Source organism: Streptomyces sp. NPDC002680 (genome assembly GCF_042889145.1).
GTDB classification, from domain to species: domain Bacteria; phylum Actinomycetota; class Actinomycetes; order Streptomycetales; family Streptomycetaceae; genus Streptomyces; species Streptomyces adonidis.
Window position 1 is genome coordinate 15,996 of record NZ_JBIAQP010000024.1, and the last position, 18,140, is coordinate 34,135.

The following is an 18,140-nucleotide window of genomic DNA, read 5'->3' on the forward strand; positions in this document are numbered from 1 at the left end:
ATGACCTTCAGGAACTCAAGGCGTCTTTCGTTACTGGCTGTCGCTGCTCTGGCTGTTGCCACCGCCCTCACTGCATCTCCCGCGCGGGCCGCCGTCTGCAACGGGTATGTCGGGCTCACGTTCGACGACGGTCCCTCCAGCAGTACGACGGCTCTGCTGGGTGCCCTCACGGGGAACGGGTTGCGGGCCACGATGTTCAACCAGGGGCAGTACGCCGCCGCCAGTCCGGCGCTGGTGCGTGCGCAGGTGAGCGCCGGGATGTGGGTGGGGAATCACAGCTACACGCATCCGCATCTGACCCAGCTCGGGCAGGCGCAGATCGACTCCGAGATCGCTCGGACCCAGCAGGCTGTCGTGGGGGCGGGGGGTAGTACTCCGGTGCTGTTCCGGCCGCCGTACGGGGAGACCAATGCGGTGGTGAAGGCGGTCGCCGCGAAGTACGGGTTGACCCAGATCATCTGGGATGTGGACTCGCAGGACTGGAACGGGGCGAGTGTTGATGCGATCGTGCAGGCCGCTGCGCGGCTTGTCGGTGGGCAGGTGATCCTTATGCACGACTGGTCCGCGAATACGCGTGCCGCGGTGCCGCGTATCGCGCAGGGGCTGGCCGCGCGGGGTCTGTGTGCGGGGAGGATCTCCGCGACGACGGGTCGGGCGGTGGCTCCGTAGCGGGCTGCTGGGTCTGGGTTTTCTCGCCCCCGCCGCCCCTACCCGTTCCCATCCCTGGGGGCTGCGCCCCCAGACCCCCGCTCCGGCCCTGAAGGGGCCTTGTCCTCAAACGCCGGACGGGCTGGATGGTCAGCCCGTCCGGCGTTTGAGGACAAAGGGGGGTCTGGGGGCGCAGCCCCCAGGGATGGGACGGGTAGGGGCGGCGGGGGCGAGGGAAGGTGCCTCCGTGCGTCGGGCAGAATCGGGGGCATGACCACCCCGGACCATCCGTCGCCCGCGCAGGGGCCCGCCGCGCCCGAGTCTCCTGACCGGGTCTACCGGTCACCCTCCTCGATCGTGGCCGGCGTGCTGCTGCTCGGGCTCGCGGGCTGGCTCGGCGGCGACGCCGTGATCGTCGGGCACGGGCGGACCCCGTGGCTCGCGCTCGCCGCGCTGCTCTGCGCCGTACCGCTCGTGATCGCCTTCACCCTGCGCCCCGGTGTCTTCGCCAACGACCATCGGATGCGCGTGCGTAATCCCTTCCGAGTCATCGTGCTCCCCTGGGGGCAGGTCGCCGGGTTCCGGTCCAGCTTCTCGAACGAGGTCCTCGTCGAGTCCGGCGACAAGTACCAGCTCTGGGCCGTACCGGTCTCGCTGCGCGCCCGCAAGCGTGCCAACCGCGCCAAGATGCGTGAGGCACGAGAAGCGGGCGGCGGCCGGCCCGGACTGTCCATCGTGCCGCCGGGGCCCACCCGGGCCCAGACCGACCAGATCATGGACGACCTGTCGCAGTTGTGGGAGGCCCGGGAGAAGGCCGCCACCTCGCAGGGCGAGGTGACCGTGAAGTGGGCGTACGAGATCATGGCGCCCGCCGTCGCGGGCGCCGTTCTGCTGGCGATCCTGCTCGCGGTCGGCTGAGCCGCGTGACCTTCCCCGACGAGCCGCTGCGGCTGCCCCTCACCGCCATACCCGACGGCTGCCAGGACTGGACCACCGTCCGCGCGGCCCGCTGGTCGGCCGCCCTGCCCCCGCGCTGGACCTTCCTGCGGGTGCGCCGCTCGGTCGCGGCCGGTCTTGCCACCCTCGTGCTGTGCGTGGGCGCCCTGGTGGCGATGGCCGGCGGTCTGTGGCCGTTCGTCGCGGCCGGGTTCGCCGTGTACGTGCTGTGGGTGCTCGCCCGGCCCGAACTGGTGTGGGCCGGCGCACCCCTGCTGCTGCTCGCCCTCGCCGTCGAGGCGTCCTCGATGGCCTGGGCGTTGACCGGCTTCGGTGTGGTGGTCGTGCTGGGCTCCTGGGCGGTTGTGGCGGTACGGCTGCGGGCGCGGAGCGAGCAGTTGGAACGGGCCGTGGCCGCCGCCGGGGGCGTCGCCGTGCCCGTGCCGGGTGCCGGGGCTCCCGTACGGCGGGGGCGGGTGCTGTTCGCGCTGGGGTTCGTCGTGCTCGCGCTCGGTGCGCTGAGCGGGGGCACCGCCGGTCTCTGGGGCTCGGCCCAGGACCAGCAGGGCGCCTGGGTCGTCACCGTCTTCCTGGCCGGCCTCGGGGTGACCGCGCTGGCCTCGGCCTGGCTCGGCCGGCAGCGGGCGGGTGCCCTACGCGGGGCCCCGGTCCCGGTGCTGCGCGTGCTCGTACGGGACGACGCGCAGGGCGGTACGGAGGTGTACGCCGCCGACGATCCCGCCGCCGAGCGGCCCCTGTTCACCGTCGACCTCGCCTCCTTCGACGAGGACGACGAGGACACCGACGAGGACGAGGAACAGGACGGTGACGACTCTCTTCAACGTGTGCTTCTCGGGCTCGACGACGACACCTTCGGGCCCGTCCGCGAAGCCGTTCTCTACGGTGCTCCCTTCGACGGCGCCGAGGTGCTCGTCGTCAGCGCCGACGAGGATCCCGAGCAGCCGCCGCTGACCGAGTGGTCGGAGGGGCCCGTACGGCCGCTGTCACCGGACGCGGGCCGCCGGCGTGCCGCCCGGCAGCGCGAACTGGCCGCCGACAGTCTCCAAATGGAGCTTCAGGGGCGGGAGCTGGCCGAGCAGCAGGCGGCCGTCAGCAAGGTGCGGCACTGGCGGGCGGGGTGGCTCGACTGGGTGGCCACCGCGCTTCTCGTGCTGTGGGGCCTGTGGCTGGGCTGGCTCTGGTTCGACGAGTCCGGCTTCTCGATGTGGAAGCTGGCGCTTCTCACCCTGCTCGGGCTGTACGGGGCCGTCCGCGTCCCCCAGAAGCTCGCCTGGCGTATCACCGCCGACCGGTCCGGGCTCTGGATCGCGGGACTGCGCGGGCCCCGCCATGTGTCCTGGGACGACCTCCGGTTCGTACGGCGGCGGTCCCATCAGCTGAAGATCGACTGGCAGGACGGCGACTGGGCGGTCTCCGCACCCCGCTGGGGCTGGCTCCAGAGACGCCGGGGGCTGACCCATCCGTACGACGCCCTCGCCGCCGAACTCACCGCCATGCGCCTCGACGCCGAGCTGCGGCCGACCGGGGAGAGCGGCGCGGCGGAGCGGGGGCGGCCGGTGTGGCCGATGGCCGCGGTGCTGGCGGGCGTGTGGGTGGTGGCGTTGGTGGCGGTGCGCTGAGGGGGGCACCGGGCGGGGCAGGGCACGGCCCGTCGGCCAGTCGGCCAGTCGGCCCGTCGGCCCGTCCGGCCGCCGGTCGGCCCGCCTGCCGGTGGGCCGGTCAGCCCGCCCGCCGGTCAACTGGTCGGCCCGTCCGCCTGCCGGTCGGCCTCCCTGCCGGTCAGTCCACCCGCCCGCCCGTCCGCCCGCCCGTCGGTCGGCCCGCCCGCCCGTCCGCCCGCCCGTCGGTCGGCCCGTCCGTCTGCCCGTCGGCCGGCCCGTCCGCCCGCCCGTCGGTCGGCCCTTCCGTCCGCCCGCCCGCCCGTCCGTCCGCCGGTTGGCCCGCCCGCCCGCCCGCCCGTCCGCCTGTCCGCCCGTCAGTTCGGAGAGGCAGTCGCTGCGCCGAACGGGCGCAAGTGGGCAGGGCGATCAGGGTCCCCGTGCGGGGTTGTACGGCGGTGGCCACGGTGACCCCGGTGGGGCGGGTCGGCCGGGGAGGGCCGCGTGTGGGGTCGGCCGTGGTCGGGCGCCAGGCCCCGCCTCTGTGGGAGACCCGGCGCCGTTCGTACGGGGGTCAGCCCACCACGTTGACGAAGGCGGCCGGGGAGAGCGCGGCCGAGGTGGTGGTCGTACCGGCGTAGGACCAGCGGTAGTAGCCGTCCGTGTACGCGCGGACCGTGGTGGAGAGGGTGCCGTCCGAGGCCGTCTGGACGGTCTTGACCGTGCAGTAGGTGCTGCTGCCCCTCGGGCGGAACTCCAGGGTCGCGGGCAGGCCCGCCTCGGCGCCGACGGACGTGCCGGTCGCCCAGTTCGCGTTGGTCACACCGCCCGTGACGGTGAGCGTGCGGCCCCACTTCACCGGCTTGGGGGAGGTGGCGACGGTCACGTCGGTGGCGCGCTGCAGGGTGAACGAGGCCGCGTTGTCCCGGAAGACGGCGTCGCTGTCGGGCGCGATCGCGTAGGCGCTGACGCTCCAGCCACCGGCCAGCGAACTGGTCGCCGGGACCGTGCCGGGGGTGAGGGTGAAGGTCAGGGTGCAGGTGGTCGTCGTGGCGGCCGTCGGACCGCAGGTCGCCGCCGGGGCCACGCTGCTGTCCGGGGCGCCGAAGGAGCCGTGGTAGAGCCTCGCGCTGATCTGTTCGAGACCCGACGGGTCGGTCGCGGTGACCTCGACGGTCACGGTTCTCGCACCGGTGCCGACGACGACGGGGTCGCCGTCGTTGACGACCACACCGGTGATCTCGGTGTCGCCGAACTGCTCGTCCGCGTGCGCGGCCGGAACGGCGAGGGCGGTCAGGGCCACGACGCCACAGGCCGCGGCGACAGCTGAGTTCATACGCATGCGAATTCCCCAATGTGAATGCCATGGCCTGTCAATTTCCCACCGGCAGGCCCGAATTGACGTGTGCCGTGCGCAGCGTACTCGCCTTCGCGGGACTCAATAGGGGCCGATATCGGGTGCGCGAATTTCAAGGAAAGCCGAAGGGGAAATTCGGTTCAAATTTCAGCGGACCTGGCGAACCCCTACGCGTACCACGCCAAGGGTGGCGTTCCGGCCATTTATGGTCCAGGGGTCCGGCGTATGAACGAGGGGCAACTTCCGGGTGAAACATCCCCCACGAGTGGATCAAGTTCCTCTCCCGTCTCAGTAACCTGCGGATGCCGCATGGCCGACGAACCAGCGCCGATTCATGCGGCTTCCTGATATGGGGAAACAGGAGTGGGGATGGATGGCGACAAGGATGGGGGGCGCGGCCGCACCGGGCACGCGCTGCCACATAGACATAGGTGCAGATGGCACTTACTCGTGGCGGCTGACCGCCACGAACGGGCGGGTGATCGCCGTGGCCGCGAGGGCGTACCGGGACTACGGGGGATGTCGCGCCGCCTTCGACCGGATGTGTACCGACATCGGGGAATTACCGGGCGCGGTGCACCACACATCGGAAGGCAGTGGCTGGGTCTGGCGGTTGCGTGATCGTGCGGGGGGTGCGGTGGCCGTCTCCGCACGCTCCTATGAGCGTCATTCGACCTGCCAGGCCGCTTATGAGCGTTTTCGGATGCTGTTGGCCGTACTCGGGTCGGGTGGGGTGATTTCGTGGGACGACGCAGAATGACCCGGATGAGGGGGCCGAGCTGACGGGTAGGTCAGCTCGTATCAATTCGCGTCGAGCAGGAATTCCACGCCAAGGGGTCGGGGCCCGCCATGCCGGCGAGCGTCGGCCCTCACGTGTTTCTGGTCGCCGCGTTCACGTCAACATTGGAAGTTGCCTCGCGGGAGCGTCTCGTTCATGTTCGCGTGAACGGGCGTCCACCACGCCTCAGGAGTGTCGTCCTGTGTGACGACCCGAATGTTTGAGCGATCTGTGGCTCCGGCGGACGACCCGCCGAGACGCCTGCACCCCGACAGGGGTGTGCCCGACCGTGTGTTCAGGGGCATCCTGCGCGGCGGTGGCGGCCTGGTCCTCGCGATCATGCTGCTCGTCGGCGGCTTTCTGACGTACCGGGCCTGGCAGGCGCTGTCGCTCGTGAAGTGGGACTTCGTCACCACCGAGGTGTGGGAGCCCGAATCGGGCAACTTCGGGATCGCGGCGGTGATCGTCGGGACGGTGCTGATCGCCGGGGTCGCCATCGTGTTCGCCGTACCGCTGGCGCTCGGCACCGCGCTCTACATCTCCGAGTACGCGCCGCCGCGCCTCCGTCAGACCATGATCAGCATCGTCGACCTGATGGCGGCCGTGCCGTCGGTCGTCTACGGACTGTGGGGCCTGTTCTACTTCCAGGGGCATGTGGTCACCCTGTCGCGCTGGATCTCGACCTACTTCGGGTGGATCCCGCTCTTCAAGGTCGACGGCACCGACCCGGACGACCCGCTCGCCACCGCCACGGTCTACACCTCCTCCACCTTCATCGCGGGCATGGTCGTGTCCCTGATGGTCGCGCCGATCATCTGCTCGGTGGTCCGTGAGGTGTTCTCGCAGGCCCCGGTCGGCGAGCGCGAGGGGGCGTACGCGCTCGGCGCCAACCGCTGGGGCATGATCCGCAGCGTCGTCCTGCCCTTCGGCAAGGGCGGCATGATCGGCGGCACCATGCTGGGCCTGGGCCGGGCGCTCGGCGAGACCATCGCCGTCTATCTGATCATCTCGCCGGTGTTCGTGATCCAGCCGCACATCCTGCAGAACGGCACCAGCTCGGTCTCGTCCCTGATCGCCCTGCGCTACGGCGAGGCGAAACCCCTGGGCATGTCGGCGCTGATGGCCGCGGGCCTCGCGCTCTTCCTGATGACCCTCGTCGTCAACTTCGCCGCTTCGTCGATCGTCGCCCGCAGCCGTTCCGGCGCGACGAGCGACTCCTGAGGAGACCGCGCCCGATGACCGTCACCACTCCACAGAGCCACGTGGGTCCGACCGAAGAACCGGCCCCGGCCACCGAACTTCCCGGACGCCGGTCCGCAGGCAGGTCGACGCGCGGAGAATCGCGTCGGAACCTGTCCACCCTGCGCGCCACCGACGTCTACGCCATGACCGGCGCGGCCGCCGCGTCCCTCGCCGCCACCTGGGTGATGTTCGACCGGCTGCTGCCCTTCAACGGCGCCCTGGGCTTTCTCGTCATCGCGTACGTCCTCTTCCTCGGCCTGTACGCGCTGCTGGTCTCCTTCGACGAGGACGGCCCCGCGGTCCGCGACCGGCTGGCGGCCGCGGTCGTCCAGAGTCTCGGCCTGGTGATGCTGGCCGTCCTCGGATTCGTGGTCGTCTACACCCTCTACGAGGGCCGTGAGGCGCTGGTGCACCTGAACTTCTACACCGACTCCCTGGCCGCCGCGGGTCCGCTCGATCCGCTCACCGCCGGCGGCATCGTGCACGCGATCGTCGGCACGCTGTGGCAGATCTCCATCGCGCTGATCCTCTGCATACCGGCCGGGATCGTGTGCGCGGTCTTTCTCAACGAAGTCCCGGGCGCCTTCAGCCGGTTCGTGCGCACGATCGTCGAGGCGATGACAGCGTTGCCGTCCATCGTGGCGGGCCTGTTCATCTACGCGACCTTCATCCTGACCCTCGGCTTCGGACTCTCCGGCCTCGCCGCCGCGCTCGCGATCTCCGTGATGATGCTGCCGATCATCATCCGCGCGGCGGACGTGGTGATCAGGCTGGTCCCCGGCACGCTGCGCGAGGCGTCGTACGCGCTCGGCACCTCGCGCTGGCGCACGGTGTGGCACGTGGTGCTCCCCACCTCCCGGTCCGGGCTGACCACGGCGATCATCCTGGGCACGGCACGTGGTGTGGGCGAGACCTCGCCGGTCCTGCTGACCGCCGGCTACACCGCGGACCTCAACGCCAACCCGATCGACGGCCCGATGGTGTCGCTGCCCCTGGCAGCCTTCAAGCTCGTCGAGAACCCCGAGCCCACCTACATCGCCCGCGGTTTCGGCGCCGCGGCGGTCCTGCTGCTGGTGGTGCTCATCCTGTTCGTCGCCGCCCGCATCGCCGGCGGCCGCGGACCGGGCAAGCTGACCCGCCGTCAGGAACACCGCCGGGTCAGGGCCTCCCACCGTGACGCGCGGCGCTTCGCGGCGCGCACGGACTCCGGCCGGCCCACCGCCGGCCCCGCCTCGACCAGTCCCGCATCGACGAGGAGCACCACGTGATACGCCGGTCTGCCGCGCGACGTCCGCGCCGGTCACCTGAGCCGACCCGCCCTTCTGCCGGGGGTCCGGAGGTTGTCCCCCGGGAAGACACAGTCGCACCCGTCCGTCGTTCACGCGGCCCACGTGTGTACCAGGCCTCGATGCTGGTCGTCGCACTGGTCTGCGCGCTGCTGGCGATCCACCCGCCGGGTGCCGACGCCGCCACCTACACGAAGATCAGCGGCTCCGGCTCGACATGGAGCGCCAACGCGATCGAGCAGTGGCGCCGCAACGTCCGTCAGCAGGGCATGACCGTGAACTACGCGTCGGTCGGCTCGTCGGTCGGCCGTACCCAGTTCGCGAACGGCACCTCGGACTTCGGCGTCTCCGAAATCCCGTACGGCCTCACCGAGTTCGGCCAGCAGGACCCGCCGCCCGCGCGCAAGTTCGCCTACATGCCGATCGTCGCCGGCGGTACGTCGTTCATGTACAACCTGAACATCGGCGGCAAGCGGGTCACCAACCTCCGGCTGTCCGGGGACGTCCTGACCAAGATCTTCACCGGGAAGCTCAAGCAGTGGAACGCCCCGGAGATCAAGGCGGACAACCCCAAGCTGGCGCTCCCGGCCCGCCGGATCGTCCCGGTCGTCCGCTCCGACGGCTCCGGTACGACCGCCCAGTTCACCCTGTGGATGTCCAAGCAGCACGGCGCCCTGTGGAACGACTACTGCAAGCGGGCCGGCAAGCCCACGCCCTGCGGTCTGACCTCGTACTTCCCGAACATCCCGGGCTCCGGCTTCGTCGCCCAGTCCGGTTCGCTCGGCGTCGCGGGCTACACCAAGCAGTCGCAGGCCGACGGGGCCATCACGTACGTCGAGTACTCGTACGCCCGTAACGCGGGCTTCCCGGTGGCCAAGCTCCTCAACAAGTCCGGCTACTACGTCGAGCCGACCGCCTCCGCCGTGGCCGTCGCGCTGACCAAGGCCGCGATCAACAACGACCCGCGCTCCGCGAACTACCTGACCCAGAACCTGGACGGGGTCTACACGTACGGCGACCGCCGGACCTATCCGATGTCCAGCTACAGCTACATGATCGTCCCGACCAAGGTGGAAGGGAACTTCAACACCGACAAGGGCAAGACGCTCAGCGCGTTCAACAACTACTTCCTCTGCGAGGGCCAGCAGCAGGCCGACCGGCTCGGCTACTCGCCGCTGCCGAAGAACCTGGTCGAGGCCGCGATGGCCCAGACGAAGAAGATCCCCGGTGCCGTGAGCGCGAACATCGACATCAACAAGTGCAACAACCCGACGTTCTCCGGCGGCAGGAACCTGCTGATCGAGAACGCCCCCTACCCGGCGGCGTGCGACAAGAAGGGCTCGGACCAGTGCTCCACGGGCACCGGCGGAGCCAAGACGCCGACCGCCCCGAGCGGAGGCGGATCGGGGACCACCGGCGGCACCGGCTCGGGCGGCTCCGGCACGACGGGCGGCACGGGGACGACGGGCGGTACGACCGGGGGCACCACGGGCGCCGGGACGGCGGGCACGACGGGCGGCACCACCGGCACGACCGGTGCCGCCGGCACGGCGAGCACGACCGGGGGCGCGACGGGCACCACGACCGGCGGAACCGTAGTCGACCCCGACACCGGTGAGGTGGTCGGCACCGGGCAGGGCACCGGTGACACCTCGATCGTCGCCAGCCCCGTCGCCCTCGGCTCCGGCAACGAACTGGGCCTGCGCACCGCGCTGATGACACTGTCGGCCCTGCTCCTGCTCGGCGTGGTCGTCGGACCACCCCTGGTCGGGCGCCTGCTGGCCAACCGCGCGCGCCGCAGGGGAGGCGTCGCATGACCGCCACGACCGGATCCCGGCCCCGCGTCGTCGCGGCCGTGGGCGCCCTGCTGGCCGGACTCGTCCTCGCCCTGCTCCCCATGGCCCCCGCCACCACGCCCGCAGCGGCGGCGGACGGGACGGAGGACTCCGCGCTGACACTGACCGGGCGGAAGGGCGCGTACGACGACTTCTCCGACCTGAAGGTGACCGTCCACCAGACCAGGAACCTGCGCTCCCAGGGCGTGCGGGTCAGCTGGGAGGGCGCGGCGCCGACACTGCCGGACACCGGCTTCAACGCCAACTACCTGCAGATCATGCAGTGCTGGGGCGACGATCCGACCGGTCCCACCCGCGACCAGTGCGAGTACGGGACGGGGCTCGTCCCGGGCACCTACACCGGTACGCGGAGAGTGGACGACGGGGCGGCCTACGACCCGGGGGAGAAGCAGTACACGGGCGCGGGCGCCTTCGTCCCGTTCCGCCCCGCCACCGGGAAGCCGGCCACCACCCGCTCGGACGACTACACCTACTTCAGCCCGCTCGACAGCAACGAGCAGGCGGCCACCCGTACGTTCGCCAACGGCACCGGCGAGGTGGAGTTCGAACTGCAGGACGGGGTCCAGTCGGACTACCTCGGCTGTGGAGTGAACACGGCGCCCGAGGGCAGCACCCCGAAGCCGCGGCCCTGCTGGCTGGTGGTCGTGCCCCGGGGCACCCACGAGGCGAACGGCCGGGAGGTCGTCAACCCCAGCAGCAACAGCCTCAACACCTCGCCGCTCTCCGCGACGAACTGGGCCCAACGGCTCGTCTTCCGGCTGGAGTTCCTGCCGGTCGACCAGTTCTGCCCGGAGGGCCAGCCCGAGCGGCCCACGGTCGGCTCCGAACTGGTGACGGACGCCGTCACCTCGTGGCAGCCCAAGCTGTGCGCGTCCACGGCGAGCACCTACAGCTTCAACTCGGCCGGCGAGGAGGACGCCAGGGGCCAGGTGGCGAACACGTCGAGTGAGACACCCCTGCTGGGCTTCACCGTCGACCCGGTGCCCGGGGCGGAGGGTGCGCCGGCCGTCGTACACGCGCCGGTGGCCGTGTCCGCCCTCGCGATCGCGTTCTTCGTGGAGGGCCCGTCCGGCGTGGTGCAGGAAATGAGACTGAACCCCCGGCTCGTCGCCAAGATGCTCACCCATTCCTACGTGGGGGACGTACCGCAGGCCGTCCCCACGCCGGCGCATGTGAAAGGGAACCCGCAGTACTACACCCAGGATCCGGAATTCCAGAAACTGAACCCGGATTTCCCGAAGCAGTTGCCGGGTGAACCCATGAGCCTCGTGGTCCCGCTGGGGAGCTCCGACACCGCACGGCTGGTCTGGAACTGGCTACAGTCGGACACGGACGCCCGTGAATTCCTCGCCGGGAAGAAAGATCCATGGGGAATGCGGCTGAACTCCTATTTCACGGGTCTGGACAAGAACACGATCCTGAACAGCTACCCCAAGAGCGACGAGACGCGGGCGCAGGCCCTGGCCGCGGGCGGGGCCCATCCTCTGGACTACGGAATCCTCGACCTCGCCCCGTACTCGGCCGACCTCCACGACGGCGCCGTGCGGGCCCGCCGGGGGTCCAACGGCCGCACCATCATGCAGAACGAACAGCAGTCACCGACCCCGAAACTCATCGAGGAACAGATCTACCCGGGCCGGCACGCCGTCATGGCCTTCGTCGAAGCCGCGTCGGCGGAGCGCTACGGACTGAACGTGGCCGCCCTGCCCAACGCGGACGGCCGTTTCGTGAAGCCCTCGACCGACACCCTGCTGGCCGGCGTCGCCGCCATGCGCCCGTCGTCCGAGAACGCCTCGGTGCTCAAGCCCGATCCCGCGCGGGCCAAGGGCCAGGCGTATCCGCTCACGGTGGTCACCTATGCGGCGGCCTCCGTGAACCAGGACGCCGAATCCCGCAAGGCCTACGCGCAGTTCATCAGGTTCGCCGCGGGCTCGGGCCAGACGCCCGGCCTTTCCGCGGGTCAACTGCCGCCCGGTTACGCGCCGTTGCCGACGAAACTGCGGCAGCAGGCCGAGACCGCCGCCGACGACCTGGTGCGCGGAGCGGTCTCGGAGGACCCGCCGGCCGACGATCCCGGCTCGGGCGATCCCGGGGGAGTCACGGGCGGGGCGAACACCGGAGGAGACACCTCCGGTGGGGCGGCGGCCTCCGGCGGGACGACCGGCGGCTCGACGGCGGGCGGTGGTGACGGCAGCCCGACGCCGTCGCAGTCCGTCGCCGCCAATGGTTCCCCACCACCTTCCTCGGGGCCGCAACAGAATGTTGCGGAATCCCGGGAAGGTGTCACTCCGGGAGAGATTCTCGGAATTATCCGCTGGGTTCTTCTCGTCGTCCTATTGGTGGGCGGGGCGGCGGGGCTTTCAGGCCCGATCATGCTGTATTTCGCTCAGCGCCGGACTCCCTAGGAGACATCTAGGAAGCCTGCCCGTAACCTTTCCCTCTTCGGGAATTGGTGGTCATCGCACGGAACCTTTGGAAATGTGTGCGGTGACCGGTCGACGGGTCGGTCGCAGAAAAATCCGGATTCAGGTTGAGCGTCCAGTCTTCGAAATTCCGAAAACGAGGAGTTCAGAAGTGAACGTCAAGTCTCGCGCCAAGGTCGGCGCCGCGGTTCTCGGTGCTGCCGCCCTGGGTGTCGGCGTCATGTCCACCCCTGCCTCTGCGGACTACTCGACTCCCCCGTGGCGTGCCCTGGCGGGCGTCGGCTCGGACACCACGCAGTACGTGGTGAACGGTCTCGGCGAGGTCGCCGTCGACGCCGCCGGCAACAAGATCATCGGATCGTGGGACGCCGTGCCGCCCACCGGCGCCACCACCACGATCACCCCCAAGGACCCGGCGACGAGCCCGCACTGTGCGAACATCGTCCGCCCGAACGGTTCCTCGGCCGGCATCGACAGGCTGAACGCCGAGGTCGCCGACACGACGACGTCGGACTGTGTCGACTTCGCCCGTTCCTCGCGCGGTCCGTCCACCGCCGGTACGAACCTCACCTTCATCCCGTTCGGCAAGGACGCGGTCACCTACGCGACCGACCTGGGCAGCACCCTGCCGACGAACCTCACGACGGCCCAGCTGGCGTCCATCTACAAGACGTGCACCTACCTGGACGCCGCCGGCGCCACCCAGACCGTCTCCAAGGCCCTGCTGCCGCAGAGCGGTTCGGGCACCCGGACGTACTGGCTGACCTCCATCGGCGTGACCGAGGCGCAGATCGCCACGGCCAAGGCCGCCGGCTGTGTCGACGACACGGTGCAGGAGCACGACGGTACGGCCATCGCCAGCGGCACCCAGATCATGCCGATGTCGGTCGCCCAGTGGCTCGCGCAGGGCAAGGGCCTCACGAACGTCCCGAACCGTCGCGGCGAGTCCCGGCTGCGCAGCATCGAGGGCACGGCCCCGACCACCGGTACGGGTACGGCCATCGAGCTCAACCCGAACTTCTTCTTCTCCCGCGACGTGTACAACGTCGTCCCGACCACCAAGATCACCGGAGCGACCGCCGACGCGACCCTCGTCCGCGCCTTCGTCGGTGCCACCTCCCAGGTCTGCGCCAACATCGCCACGACCAAGACCTACGGCTTCGGCGACCTCAGCGCCGACACCGGGGCGTCCAGCTGCGGTGACACCAACCTCACGGGCAACCGGTAGTCGTTGATCACCACCTGACCTCCGCGTGACGGCCGGGCACCCCTCCAGGTGCCCGGCTCCACGCGCTGTCCCGTTCTCCGTCCGTCAACCGTCCCTCGGGGGGCAACCGCAATGACAGTGCTACGTCCGTTCCGCAGAGTCGCCGCGATCGTGGCCGCCTGCGCCCTGCTCGCCCTGGGGGTCGTGACCCTGGTCGCGGTCCAGAGCGAGCCCGCCCGGGCGGCGTCCGTCGGGGAGTTCACCCTGGAGCCCGCCGGCGGGAAGCTGAGCGATCCGCAGCCCTTCGCCGGTTCCATCGGGCTCCCCGGCGCGTGCCCCGCCGTCACGGTCGAGGAGCTCAACTGGAACAACTTCCTCAACCTGTACCTGGTCAAGGCCGACGACACCCAGGTGACGGCGCTGAAGGGGATCAGCGCGGGGGCGCCCTTCACCGAAGCGACGTCGACGGTCTCGCTGAAGCCGGCCGACAACCCGGGGATGGCCGTGTCCAGCCTGGCGGGAGCCATCACGGGCGACGGCACGTACGAGCTGCGCGTACGGTGCGTGGACCCCTTCGACCTGAGCCCCGCCCCCGAGGCGTGGGTACCGGGCGACCCGTACTGGACCCAGAAGATCACCGTCACCGGCGACAACTGGGTGGTCGGTGAGGGCGCCCAGGCCACCACCGCCGAGCTGACGTACAGCCCCTCCGTCCCAGAGCCCGGCCAGCAGGTGACGCTCAGCGCGACCGTCACCCCCACCGACGCGGCGGGCACCGTGGCCTTCCTGGACGGCGAGACCTCGCTGGGACAGGCCACGGTCGCCGACGGCAAGGCCGAGCTCAAGACGACGGCGCTGACCGAGGGACCGCACAAGATCGTCGCCCGCTTCACGCCCACGGACACCACCAAGTGGGCGGTCTCCGAGTCCGCGTCCAAGGACGTGACCGTACAGGCGCCGCGCTTCGAGATGCAGAACGCCTCCGGAGAGCGGCTGGCCGTCAACCCCGAGCTGGAGCGCGGCCAGGAGATCAAGCTCATCCTCCGCGGCTGCGTGGTGGGCACGTCGTACGCCCTCGCCCTGAACGGCAACGACACCGCGTTCCCGGCCGCCACGGCCGACGCGAACGGTACGGCGACCTGGGCGTCCCTGAAGATTCCGGACGACGCGGTCGGCGGGAACAACGCGTGGAAGCTGACCCCGAAGTGCGGCGAGGTCGACACGGTCTCCTTCACCGTCCCCGAGCCGTCCGGGTCCCCGTCGCCGTCGTCGACGACCACCGACGACCCGACCGGTGATCCGACGGACGATCCCACGGACGACCCGACCGGTGACCCGACCGACGACGGTTCGGGCGACACCTCCGGTACGACGTCCGGCACCACCGGCGGCACGACCGGCGGCGACGGTACGACCGGCGGGTCCGGCACGACCGGGGGCAGCTCGCCGCAGGGCGGCCTAGCCTCCACCGGCAGCCAGATCGCGCTGTTCTCCGGCATCGGCGCCGTCGTCCTCGTCACGGCGGGCTTCGTCGCCATCAGGTTCGGCCGCCGCAACGGGCTGCTGACCTTCGGCGAGCCCCGCCCCTAGGGCCTGTCCGGCGGATCATGCCGGGGACGCGGGGCTTGGCACGCACTCCCCCAGAGGGGGGACCCCAGCGGCGTTGTCGCTGCACGCACCAAGCCCCGCTCCCGTCCGCCGAAGAGGCACCGTTGTTTCCCTCCGACCTGATCCGCCGGACAGGCCCTGACAGCGGACCGGACGGAGCACGGGCGGCGGGCCACCACCCGCCGCCCGCTCCTGCCGTCCCTCCACCCCACCCCTCTCACAGGAGCGCAGCCCGTGACCGTGTTGTCCCCGCCCCCGCCGGCCGCCGCGCCGCCGGTGCCGGCGCCCGCACCCGAGCCCCGGCCCGCCTCCGGGCCGCCACGGGCCGAGCGCCCCGGCTTCGCGTTCGCCGGGGCGGCGATGTGCCTGCTCGCGGCCCTGCTGCTCGGCTTCGCGGCCAACCTCACCCTCGTGGGCCACCTCCAGCACGCCCGCGACCAGCAGACCGCCTACGACGAGCTCCGGCTTCAACTCGCCCTCGGCACCGCACCGGTGGGCCAGCAGACGTACGACGGCAAGATGCTGCAGCCGGGCGCGCCCGTCGCGCTGCTGCGCATCCCCGCGCTGGGCCTGAAGGAGGTCGTCGGGGAGGGCACCACGTCCGGGGTGCTGATGTCCGGCCCCGGCCACCGCCGGGACACCCCGCTGCCGGGACAGGCCGGCACCAGCCTGATCATGGGCCGCCAGTGGGCGTACGGCAGCCCGTTCAACGGACTGGGCAAGCTGCCCGTCGGCACCGAGATCCGGGTGACGACCGGTCAGGGCACGGCCGTCTACGAGGTCTCGGGCATCCGCCGCGAGGGCGACCCGCTGCCGCCCGTCCTCAAGGAGGGCGAGGGCCGGCTCACCCTCGTCACGGCCGACGGGTCGCCCTACACACCCTCGGGCGTCCTGCGCGTCGACGCCACCCTGACGAGCGACGCCCAGCCGAGCCCGCCCCGCCCGCTGACGCTCGCCTGGATCGGCGAGGCGGAGCAGGCCATGGGCACCGAGGACGGGGCCTGGCTCCCGGTCTTCCTCTGGTCGCAGGCGCTGCTCGCCGCGGCCCTGCTCACCATGGCCGCGTACCGCGTGTGGGGCCGCTGGCAGACCTGGGTCGTCGGCGTGCCCGTCCTGGCCGCCCTCGGCCTCGCGGTCTCCGGCGCCGCCACCCGTCTGCTGCCCAACCTGCTCTGACCGACGAGGAGTCCAACCACCATGTCCGACACCAACGACACGCTCGTCGACGCGGTCCCCGCCCAGACGGTGAAGCTGGAGACCGTGAGGGCGAGCAGGCCCGCCGGGGCCCCGTCGAGCAACCCGGCATCCCTGGAGGCCGACTCCATCTCGGCCTGGTTCGGCGACCACAAGGTCCTCGAACAGGTGTCGCTCGCCATGCCCGCCCGCAAGGTGACCGCGCTCATCGGCCCCTCCGGCTGCGGCAAGTCCACCTTCCTGCGGATCCTCAACCGCATGCACGAACTGATCGGCTCCGCCTCCCTCGCGGGCCGCGTGCTGCTCGACGGCGAGGACATCTACGACCGTGGCCGCCGCATCACCCACGCCCGCCGCCAGATCGGCATGGTCTTCCAGAAGCCCAACCCCTTCCCGGCGATGTCGATCTACGACAACGTCACCGCGGGCCTGAAGCTCGGCGGCATCAGGGCGGGCCGCGACGAGAAGGACGTACTCGTCGAGGAGTGCCTGACCAAGGCGGGCCTGTGGAAGGAGGTCCGCGACCGCCTCCGCCAGCCCGGCGGCGCACTCTCCGGCGGCCAGCAGCAGCGCCTGTGCATCGCACGCTCGCTCGCGGTCCGCCCCCGTGTCCTCCTCATGGACGAGCCGTGCTCGGCCCTGGACCCGACCTCGACCCGCCGCATCGAGGAGACGATCCACGAACTCTCCGAAGAGGTCACGATCGTGATCGTCACCCACAACATGCAGCAGGCGGCCCGCGTCTCCGACCAGTGCGCGTTCTTCCTCGCCGAGCAGGGCACCCCCGGCCTCATCGTCGAACACGGCACCACGGACGCGATGTTCAACAACCCCCAGGACCCGCGCACGACGGACTACGTCAACGGACGCTTCGGGTAAGGGCGTCCGAGCCGCGGCCCAGCAGACGAGGAGTTCACCCATGAACGTCAGGTCCCGCTCCAGAACGGCCGCCGCACCTCTCGGCGCCGCGGCTCCCTGTCTCGGCGTGCTGTCCACCCCGGCGTCCGCCGACCACCAGTCCCCTCCGTGGCGTCCGCAGGCGGGTGTCGGCAAGGCGGACAGGGTGAGCGGGCCCGCGATCCACGAGGCGTTCGTGGGCAGCGGATCGGACGCCACGCTCATGGGCGGCCCGTGGTCGTGACGGACTCGTCCCGCGCCCGCACGGGCGCTGCCCGGGCAACCGCCGCGGCCGTCCTGGGAGTTGTCGCGGCCGTCGCCCTCGCGGGCTGTGCCGTCCCCGGCGGGTCCGACGAGCCGCCGGCGGTCCCGCCCGCGTCCGCCCCGCCCGTACGCCCGTCCTCCGACGGCGAGTCGGCGGACGCGGCCGGGCGGCCGACCGGGGCCGCCACCGCCGTGGAGCCGACCCCCGAGGCGCTGCCGGCCGACCCCACACCCACGGCGGCCACTCCCCGCCCCACACCGTCCAGGAGCGCGCCGGCCGCGTCGCCGAAGGCGAAACTCCCGGACCTGTCGCTCAACACCTCGTCCCCGTCCCCCTCGTCGAGCCCTCGCGCCACACCTCCCGAACCGTCGTCCACCACGCCCCGCGCCGAGACGTCCGACGGGCGCAGCCTGGACGGTTCGACGACCCTCCGGATCGGCTCCTGGTCGGCGCGTGTCGTGCGGGGCGGGCAGGAGGCGGTGGACGAGTGCCGGGACGCCGTGCTGTGGACGGGTCCTGACCTCGGGACGACGGAGGACGGCTTCGCGCTGCGGACCGCCGTCGTCGTGGGCCACGACTACTGCGGGTTCGACCGGTTCGCCGAACTGCCCGTGGGCACGGTCGTCACGGCCACGACACCGCGCGGCACCTTCGCGTACCGGGTGTACGCCCGCCATGTCTCACCCGGCCGCGGCACTCCCTCCCACGGCCTCTACTGGGGCGACCTCACCCTCCAGTCCTGCGTCGGCCCGGACACGGGCTTCAGCTATCTCATGCGCGTGTGAAACACGACCGTCACCATCACCGTCACCGGATGGAGAACG

At 71.2% G+C, this 18,140-nt stretch carries 14 protein-coding genes; 13 read left to right on the forward strand and 1 reads right to left on the reverse strand.

The genetic code is table 11. From position 1 onward, the window contains the following. The 3 genes from ACFYXF_RS44495 to ACFYXF_RS44505 all read left to right on the forward strand — a co-directional run bounded on the left by ACFYXF_RS44495 (position 1) and on the right by ACFYXF_RS44505 (position 3,224). Positions 1 to 669 carry a polysaccharide deacetylase family protein gene (locus ACFYXF_RS44495; RefSeq protein WP_389358693.1) on the forward strand — a complete coding sequence of 223 codons (669 nt, stop codon included), beginning with the start codon at positions 1 to 3 and terminating at the stop codon, positions 667 to 669. 249 nt (positions 670 to 918) lie between these two features. Continuing rightward, on the forward strand, positions 919 to 1,566 hold the full coding sequence (locus ACFYXF_RS44500; RefSeq protein WP_389358695.1) for a PH domain-containing protein: 648 nt from the start codon (positions 919 to 921) through the stop codon (positions 1,564 to 1,566). 5 nt (positions 1,567 to 1,571) lie between these two features. After that, positions 1,572 to 3,224: a hypothetical protein gene (locus ACFYXF_RS44505; protein ID WP_389358697.1), complete on the forward strand. Its 1,653-nt coding sequence runs from the start codon at positions 1,572 to 1,574 to the stop codon at positions 3,222 to 3,224. Between the two features lie 553 nt (positions 3,225 to 3,777). Here ACFYXF_RS44505 and ACFYXF_RS44510 read toward each other — a convergent pair. Further along, entirely contained in the window at positions 3,778 to 4,545 is a 768-nt protein-coding gene (locus ACFYXF_RS44510) for a calcium-binding protein (protein ID WP_389358699.1), read from the reverse strand. Between the two features lie 1,084 nt (positions 4,546 to 5,629). Between ACFYXF_RS44510 and pstC the strand changes: the two genes are divergently transcribed. The 10 genes from pstC (at position 5,630) to ACFYXF_RS44560 (ending at position 18,101) form a co-directional block, all read left to right on the forward strand. Next, positions 5,630 to 6,559 carry a phosphate ABC transporter permease subunit PstC gene (gene pstC, locus ACFYXF_RS44515; protein WP_389358701.1) on the forward strand — a complete coding sequence of 310 codons (930 nt, stop codon included), beginning with the start codon at positions 5,630 to 5,632 and terminating at the stop codon, positions 6,557 to 6,559. Positions 6,560 to 6,573: 14 nt separating this feature from the next. Continuing rightward, positions 6,574 to 7,848 (forward strand): phosphate ABC transporter permease PstA, encoded by a 1,275-nt coding sequence (gene pstA / locus ACFYXF_RS44520; protein WP_389358703.1) that lies wholly within the window; start codon positions 6,574 to 6,576, stop codon positions 7,846 to 7,848. Between the two features lie 140 nt (positions 7,849 to 7,988). Next, positions 7,989 to 9,683 (forward strand): phosphate ABC transporter substrate-binding protein PstS, encoded by a 1,695-nt coding sequence (pstS, locus tag ACFYXF_RS44525; protein ID WP_389358705.1) that lies wholly within the window; start codon positions 7,989 to 7,991, stop codon positions 9,681 to 9,683. Next, the gene (locus ACFYXF_RS44530; protein ID WP_389358707.1) at positions 9,680 to 12,127 is read left to right on the forward strand and encodes a hypothetical protein; all 2,448 of its coding nucleotides are present in this window, start codon (positions 9,680 to 9,682) and stop codon (positions 12,125 to 12,127) included. Before pstS ends, ACFYXF_RS44530 begins: the two co-directional genes overlap by 4 nt. Before the next feature lie 169 nt (positions 12,128 to 12,296). Further along, entirely contained in the window at positions 12,297 to 13,373 is a 1,077-nt protein-coding gene (locus ACFYXF_RS44535) for a hypothetical protein (RefSeq protein WP_389358709.1), read from the forward strand. Between the two features lie 111 nt (positions 13,374 to 13,484). Beyond that, the gene (locus tag ACFYXF_RS44540; RefSeq protein WP_389358711.1) at positions 13,485 to 14,942 is read left to right on the forward strand and encodes an Ig-like domain-containing protein; all 1,458 of its coding nucleotides are present in this window, start codon (positions 13,485 to 13,487) and stop codon (positions 14,940 to 14,942) included. Positions 14,943 to 15,194: 252 nt separating this feature from the next. Then, positions 15,195 to 16,136, forward strand: coding sequence for a sortase (locus ACFYXF_RS44545; RefSeq protein WP_389358713.1), 942 nt, complete (start codon positions 15,195 to 15,197; stop codon positions 16,134 to 16,136). 21 nt (positions 16,137 to 16,157) lie between these two features. After that, positions 16,158 to 17,033, forward strand: coding sequence for a phosphate ABC transporter ATP-binding protein (locus tag ACFYXF_RS44550; protein ID WP_389358715.1), 876 nt, complete (start codon positions 16,158 to 16,160; stop codon positions 17,031 to 17,033). Positions 17,034 to 17,073: 40 nt separating this feature from the next. Next, a complete protein-coding gene (locus ACFYXF_RS44555) occupies positions 17,074 to 17,295 on the forward strand; it encodes a hypothetical protein (RefSeq protein ID WP_389358717.1) in 222 nt (73 codons plus the stop codon). Then, entirely contained in the window at positions 17,292 to 18,101 is an 810-nt protein-coding gene (locus tag ACFYXF_RS44560) for a hypothetical protein (protein WP_389358719.1), read from the forward strand. Before ACFYXF_RS44555 ends, ACFYXF_RS44560 begins: the two co-directional genes overlap by 4 nt. Positions 18,102 to 18,140: the final 39 nt, after the last annotated feature.